Origin of the sequence: Cellulomonas algicola (assembly GCF_003851725.1) — a bacterium.
Classification (GTDB): domain Bacteria; phylum Actinomycetota; class Actinomycetes; order Actinomycetales; family Cellulomonadaceae; genus Cellulomonas; species Cellulomonas algicola.
The window spans coordinates 1-6,034 of the sequence record NZ_BHYL01000387.1; the positions used below are offsets into that span (position 1 = coordinate 1).

At 75.6% G+C, this 6,034-nt stretch carries 5 protein-coding genes; 3 read left to right on the plus strand and 2 right to left on the minus strand.

Going from position 1 to position 6,034, the window contains the following annotated elements; genetic code table 11:
* A partial coding sequence (locus tag CTKZ_RS19650; RefSeq protein WP_200829839.1) for a wax ester/triacylglycerol synthase domain-containing protein occupies positions 1-594 on the minus strand: 594 nt, incomplete at its 3' end.
* A gap of 66 nt (positions 595-660) precedes the next feature.
* The gene (locus CTKZ_RS19655; RefSeq protein ID WP_124344501.1) at positions 661-1,953 is read right to left on the minus strand and encodes a GntR family transcriptional regulator; all 1,293 of its coding nucleotides are present in this window, start codon (positions 1,951-1,953) and stop codon (positions 661-663) included.
* A 116-nt stretch (positions 1,954-2,069) separates the two neighbouring features.
* Between CTKZ_RS19655 and CTKZ_RS22625 the strand changes: the two genes are divergently transcribed.
* The 3 genes from CTKZ_RS22625 to CTKZ_RS19670 form a co-directional block, all read left to right on the plus strand.
* A complete protein-coding gene (locus CTKZ_RS22625) occupies positions 2,070-4,388 on the plus strand; it encodes a MucBP domain-containing protein (protein WP_124344502.1) in 2,319 nt (772 codons plus the stop codon).
* 174 nt (positions 4,389-4,562) lie between these two features.
* Positions 4,563-4,940 carry a YciI family protein gene (locus tag CTKZ_RS19665; RefSeq protein WP_124344503.1) on the plus strand — a complete coding sequence of 126 codons (378 nt, stop codon included), beginning with the start codon at positions 4,563-4,565 and terminating at the stop codon, positions 4,938-4,940.
* The coding region (locus CTKZ_RS19670; RefSeq protein ID WP_124344504.1) for an RNA polymerase sigma factor at positions 4,937-6,034 on the plus strand (1,098 nt) is incomplete at its 3' end. The genes CTKZ_RS19665 and CTKZ_RS19670, both read left to right, overlap by 4 nt.

A 6,034-nucleotide genomic window follows, 5' to 3' on the forward strand; every position in this document is an offset into this window, starting at 1 on the left:
GGCGCGACCGGTGCGTGGCGGTCGCTCGTCGTCCGCTCGGGAGCGGGAGCCGGTGCCGCCGCCGGCGCGGGAGCCGGGGCCGGAGTCCGGGCCGGTGCCGGACCCGGCGCGCACGCGCGGTCGGCCGGGCGTGCGCCACGGTGAGCCGCGTGGGACGTCGCCGAGCGTCTCCAGCAGGAGCCCGAGCAGGCTCGGGCCGTTGCCGAGCAGGTGGTGGCTCGTCCACACGAGCGCGGAACGCTCGGGGTCGCCGACGTCGACCACGGTCAGCCGCCACGGTGGCGCGCCGGTCGGCAAGGGACGCGCGAGGTCGTCGAGCGCGACGTCGACGGGATCGCCACCGGGGGTGAGCCGGGCGGTGACGTGGTCGGGCACGTCGATCGGGACAGGCTCCCAGACCGGCGGCCGTGCGGCGCGGTGCCGGACGCGCGCGGACAGCCTCGGCTCGGCCGCGACCGCGCGCCGCATGCGTCGGCGCACCTCGTCGACGCCCGGCGCCGGGCCGGCGAGCGTGAGCGGGACCGTGATGTGCCGCGGGTTCGGCCCGACGTCGGTCGCGAGCTCCGCCCGGTCGTACACGGTCAGACGTTCCACGTCGGCAGTCTTCGCCGTGCGTCCGACCTGCGGCAGAGCCGAACGTCCTGCGTGGGGCGCGGTCGGTCAGGCGGTGGTGGGCGGCTCGGGCGCGACGTCGTAGAAGCGGGCGTCGACGGCCGCCGCGCGCGCGACGTCGCCTGCCCGGACGGCGTCGCGCAGCTCGCGGAGCGCGGCCGCGTCGAACGCGTCGAGCACGGACGGCTCGTGCGTCGCGTACCAGCGCACGCGCGGCGCGAGCCGGTCGAGCACCACGGTGAGCACCTCGTCGCGCGCGCCGGCGAGCGTCGCGTCGACCACCCGGGTGGCCGCGGCGAGCCGGCTGCCGGGGGAGTCGTCGTCGGCGAGGACCGCGATCTCGGCGTCGAGCGCGTCGAGGAGCGCCTGGGGCGAGCGTGCGACGCACAGCCGCTGGGCGTAGCCGCGCAGGACCCCCGCCGTCCGCATGGCGTCGACGAACTCGCGGCGGTCGAGCGTCGCGACGCGTGCGGGCTGGTGGTACCGCTGCGTGACGATCCCGATCTCCGCGAGGGTCGCGAGCGCGTCGCGGACGGGCGTGCGGGAGACGCCGAGCCAGCGCATGAGGTCGGCCTCGCGGAGCAGCTCGCCGGGCAGGAGCGTGCCGTCGAGGATCGCCCGGCGGATCGCGTCGCGCACGCGGTCGCGGATGAGGGGCGTGGTCGGTCGACGCGCCGGCACGTCGGTCGCCTCGCGGACCGCCGTCGGCACGGCCGCTGCAGCGTCGCGCCAGGCGCGCACGGTGGCCTGGCCGTCCCCGGCGAGGGCGGCGTCGACCAGTGCGCGCTGGGTGCGACGGGCGGCGGCCGCGTCGGCTGCGTCGCCGTGCAGGCGGTGGAAGCGCACGATCCCGGGGGACAGCCAGGACCGGACGCGGTCGAGGTCGGCGTTCGCGGCGCGGCGGTAGAACACGTCGTGGACCGTGCTCACGCGTGACTCGCGCAGCGCGGTGAGCGCGGCGGCGTCGTCGACGAGCCACGTGTCGCGGTAGGCGACGAGGGTGTCGCGGTCGGCGTCGGTGAGCCGGGGGAACCCGTCGACGATCGCGGCTGCGGTGACCTCGCCGAGCACGCCGAGCGCCTGGTGGACCCGTCGCGGGTCGACGGCCGTGACGTGCGTGGAGCGGCGCGGGACGACGTCCGTGAGGCCGACGAGCGACAGCCGCGCGAGCGCCTCGCCGAGCGCGGCGCGGCTCGTCCCGAAGCGCTCGCAGAGCTCCTGCTCGCCGAGGCGCTGCCCGGGGGTCAGGTCGCCGGTGACGATCGCGTCGAGCAGCCGGTCGTAGAGCGCGGCGCGCTCGGCGGCTCCGGTGACGTCGATCGGCGTGGTGGGGATGGGCACGCCCTGATCGTAGGTCGGTCATCGGTGAAAGTCGGGCCGTAAGTCCTGACCGTGGACGGTGAACGGTGAAATACATTGAATACGTCATCGCACCGACAACCCCAGGAGCGCCTCCCATGTCCGTCCTCCGCACCGTCACCGCGACGGGGCTCGCCGCGACCCTCGTGGTCGCCGGAGCCTCGGCCGGCCTCGCGAACCCCGGGACCCCGGGTCAGCCGCAGCCCGCCACCGTCGTCTTCCACGAGGACTTCCAGAACGCCCCCGTCAGCGGCCTGCGCACGGTGATCGACCGGTACGTCGGCGCCGACGGTCACACCTACGACGCGGACCCCTACTGGAAGAACGCCGTCAAGGCGAACGGCATGGTCGTCTCGGCGCAGAGCACCTTCGCGACCACCGACGCGACCGGCGCCAAGAACGACACCGAGACCACCGCCCGCGCCACCCTCCGGCAGCTCGCCGAGGCCCTCGGGAAGGTCAACGGCAGCTCCGACCCGCGCAGCAACCTCGCCATCTCGGCCTACACGCAGGACGTCAAGGCGTCGAACGTCGCCGACAACCTCGTGATGCTGCGGACGAAGGACGACATCGAGCTCAAGGACGCCAACGGCCGCTTCCTCGCGTTCTCGCTGAACGCCGCCGCGACCAACGGCGTCGACAAGGCGCACCCCGACCGCGAGAACCCGCGGCTCATGTTCTACGTGAACCAGGCCGGCACGGGCGAGCAGGCGCTCACGAGCACCCCGATCGACCCGATCACCGACCCGCGCTCGCAGACCATCGCCGTCACGGCCTCCGCCAACGGCACCAAGGAGCCGGTGCGCGGCGGGCAGTTCGCGTCCGACCGGTCCTTCCTCTACGAAGGCGGCGCGTTCGGCGTCGTCGTGCGCAACCTGACGTCGGGCCACCTCGGCAACGACGGCGCGTTCGACGACCTGCAGGTCATCGACGTCACGCCGCAGCTCGACAAGGCGTTCGACCGGCCGGTCGCGACCACGGGCGAGTCCGTGCGCCTGGTGCTGACCGTCACGAACACCGACGAGCTCGCCGCGAAGGAGGGCTGGACGTTCGCCGACGAGCTCGCCGACGGCCTGCGCGTCGCGGACCAGCCGAACCTCGTCTCGTCGTGCGTCGGCGACGCCTGGGCGCAGGGCACCAAGGTCGCGGTGACGAACGGGTCGCTCGCCGCCGGGCAGGCGTCGTGCACCGTCGAGGTCGACGTCACGTCGACGACCTCCGGCACCTACAGCAACGGCCCGGCGAACATCGTCGTGCGCAAGGGCATCGACGCGCCGGCCGAGGCCGTCGTGCGGTTCGAGGCGCCCGGTGACCTCGTCGTGCACCACGTCGACGAGAACGGCGCGCCCCTCGCGGCCGACCAGACGTCGTCCGGCAGGCCCGGCGAGGCCTGGAGCAGCGGCCCGCTCGACATCGACGGCTACACGGTCGTCCGGGTGGACGGCCCTGCCACCGGCACCTACGCCGAGGGGACGACTGCCGAGGTCACGTACGTCTACAAGCCCGTCGCCCCCCTCCCCGTGCCCGGAGCGCTCGTCGTCCACCACCAGACCGCCGACGGCATCTCGCTCGCTGACGACGAGCACGTGACCGGCGACGCCGGTGACCCGTACAGCACGCAGCCCCAGCAGATCGACGGCTACGTCCTCGTCCGCGTCGAGGGCGACCCGACGGGCACGCTCCCCGACGGCACCGCGGTCGTGACCTACGTCTACGCACCCACGGCCGACCCGGACCCGGAGCCCGCCGACGCGACCGGCACCCTCGTCGTGCACTACGTCGCGGAGGACGGCAGCCCGCTCGCCGACGACACGACGTCCACCGACGAGGTCGGCGCGACGTACGGCACCGCAGCGAGGTCGTTCGACGGCTGGACGCTGGTCCGCGTCGACGGCAGCACGACCGGGACGTACGTCGACGGGACCGTCGAGGTCACCTACGTCTACCGGCCGGTCCCGCCGGCCCCGAAGCCCGGCTCCCTCGTCGTCCACCACCAGACCGCCGACGGCACCCCGCTGGCGGACGACGACACCACGACCGGCGACGCGGGCGACCCGTACAGCACGCAGCCGAAGCACATCGACGGCTACGTCCTGGTCCGCGTGGACGGCGACCCGACCGGCACGCTCCCCGACGGCACCGTGGTCGTGACCTACGTCTACGAGCCCGTCGCGACGCCGGACCCGACGCCGACGCCCGACCCGGAGCCCCAGCCGCAGCCGGCGCCGGAGCCGACGCCCACCGTGGTGCCGGTCCTGAGCGAGGTCCTCGCCGCCGACCCGGTGTCGGGCGGCCGCACCGGGAGCCTGGCCCACACCGGCAGCGAGGGCGTTCCCCTCGCGGGCCTCGCCGGTCTCACGGCCGCCGCCGGCCTGGCGCTCGTCCTGGTGACGCGCCGGTCGCGCCGCGAGCGCTGACCCGCACCACCGACGGCCCCCGCCGAGCCACGTGCTCGACGGGGGCCGTCCGCGTCCCGGGCGTGGGCCCGTCGACGGTCGGCGGCCCGGGTGTCTGTCGGGCGGGCGCGAGATCGTCATCCTGGTGTCGCGGCCCTGCTCGCGACCTACGCTGACGACACCGAGGAGGACCCCATGCGGTACACGATCCTGCTGCACTACCCCGAGATGACCCCCGAGGACCTGGGCGAGGGCGGGTGGGAGGAGGGCGAGCGCGAGTTCAGCGCCTACGCCGCGACCCTGCACGCCGCGGGCGTCCTGGTCGGCGCCGAGGTGCTCCAGCCGTCGAGCAGCACGACGACGCTGCGCACGGTGGACGGTGCCCTGCAGGTGCAGGACGGGCCGTTCGCCGACACCAAGGAGCAGCTCGGCGGCACGTTCGTGGTCGACGTGCCCGACCTCGACGCGGCGCTCGAGTGGGCGAAGCGTGCCCCGTCGGTCGAGTGGGGCGCGGTCGAGGTCCGGCCGGGTGCGACGCACGTCGTCGACGGCGTGTGGGTGCCGAACGCGTGACCGCGGGAGCGCGCGCGGCCGCCTCGCGTGCCGCGCGCGACTCCTACGGCCGGCTGGTCGCGCTGCTCGCGGCCTCGACGGGCGACCTCGCGCAGGCGGAGGACGCGCTCGCCGACGCCTTCGAGCGGGCGCTGACGACCTGGCCGGCCGACGGTGTCCCGCGCAACCCCGATGCCTGGCTGCTCACCGTGGCCCGCAACCGGCTCCGTGACGTGTGGCGCTCCGCCGCGACCCGCCGCGCCGCGCCGCTCGACGACGCCCACGCGCTGACGTCGACCGACGGGGTGGACGTCGACCCGGACGCGATCGAGGACCGGCGGCTCGCGCTGCTGTTCGTGTGCGCGCACCCGGCGATCGCGCCCGACGTCCGCACCCCCCTGATGATGCAGACCGTGCTCGGCCTGGACTCGCAGGTCGTCGCGCGGGCGTTCGCGGTGCCGCCGGGTGCGATGCAGCAGCGGCTCGTCCGGGCCAAGCGGCGCATCGCGCGCACGCGCATCCCGTTCGTCGTGCCGGACCGGCGCGCGATGCCGGAGCGGCTGCCCGCGGTGCTGGAGGCGGTCTACGGGTGCGCGGCGGTGACGTGGCGGCAGGACGGGCGCGAGCTCGCGGGGGAGGCGCAGCACCTGGCCGTCGTGCTGGCGTCACTGCTCGACGACGACGCCGAGGCGTGGGCGCTCGCCGCGCTCGTGACGCTGTCCCTGGCCCGGCGGCAGCCGGGCGACGTGTTCGTGCCGCTCGACGAGCAGGACCCGGCGACGTGGGACGAGCACCTGGTCGCCGAGGGGGAGCAGTACCTGCGCCGGGCGACGCGGCCCGGGCCGCCGGGGCGCTTCCGGCTCGAGGCCGCGATCCAGGCGGTGCACTGCGACCGGCGGCGCACCGGGGTCGTCGACTGGGCGGCGCTGCGCACCCTGTACCTCGCGCTGGACGCGGTCGCGCCGAGCCTGGGGTCGCGGACGGCGCTCGCGGCGGTGGTCGGGCGGCTCGACGGGCCGGTCGCCGGGCTCGCGGCGCTGCCGTCGGAGCCGGTGCCGGCGTTCCAGCCGTGGTGGGCGGCGCGCGCGGACCTGCTGGCGCGTGCGGGCCGCGCC